Annotated in this window: 2 protein-coding genes; both read right to left on the bottom strand. The window is 44.4% G+C overall.

Annotation, left to right across the window (positions count from 1 at the left end; translation table 11 throughout):
- Positions 1-375: UvrD-helicase domain-containing protein (locus AC3G7N_RS21425; RefSeq protein ID WP_489424157.1), on the bottom strand; the 375-nt coding region annotated here is incomplete at its 3' end.
- Positions 375-640: hypothetical protein (locus tag AC3G7N_RS21420; RefSeq protein WP_489424156.1), on the bottom strand; the 266-nt coding region annotated here is incomplete at its 5' end. The genes AC3G7N_RS21425 and AC3G7N_RS21420, both read right to left, overlap by 1 nt.

The following is a 640-nucleotide window of genomic DNA, read 5'->3' as shown; positions in this document are numbered from 1 at the left end:
AATTCGAAAGGCAGGATCAACGTCCAATAAATAGGCGTATTGTCTTACTACATCTAGGCAAAAGGAATGCAATGTGGAAATGGATGCCCGCTGTAAAAGGGACAATTGTTTTTTCAAATGGGCAGAGGCAGGATCCTCAGCCAACGCTTTTTCCAATGCCAACCCCACGCGATTTCGCATTTCCTGTGCTGCGGCATTGGTAAAGGTCACAACAAGGAGGGTATCAATATCAACCGGATTTTCTTTGTTGATCAGTTTTTGAATAATCCGCTCGACCAGTACTGCAGTTTTACCTGAACCTGCAGCCGCGGCAACAAGCATATCACTTCCCGCTGTATAAATTGCCTGTTCCTGCTCTTTAGTCCAATTAACCATTAGTTCCCCTCCCCTTTGCGAAGTTTTTCCAGAATCTCCTCTTCCTTCATAGCTGGTAGTTTACGATAATTATTTTCTTCCAATAACGGATCAAACTGACAAACGGACTTGAATGAACAGAAGGTGCATGCGATGTTTTGGCTGTGCTGGTATGGATTTAAATGCACCCCGCCATTCGTCATGTCAATTCCAGCCCGACTCATCAGTTGATGAACATGCTCCTTGAGCCCAGAGAATGTTTCATTGTCCGCGATTTTCGAGTAAT

The organism is Virgibacillus carmonensis (assembly GCF_057836705.1).
Note: the sequence above shows the minus strand (reverse complement) of the source record. Positions and strands in the feature narration are given on the sequence as shown.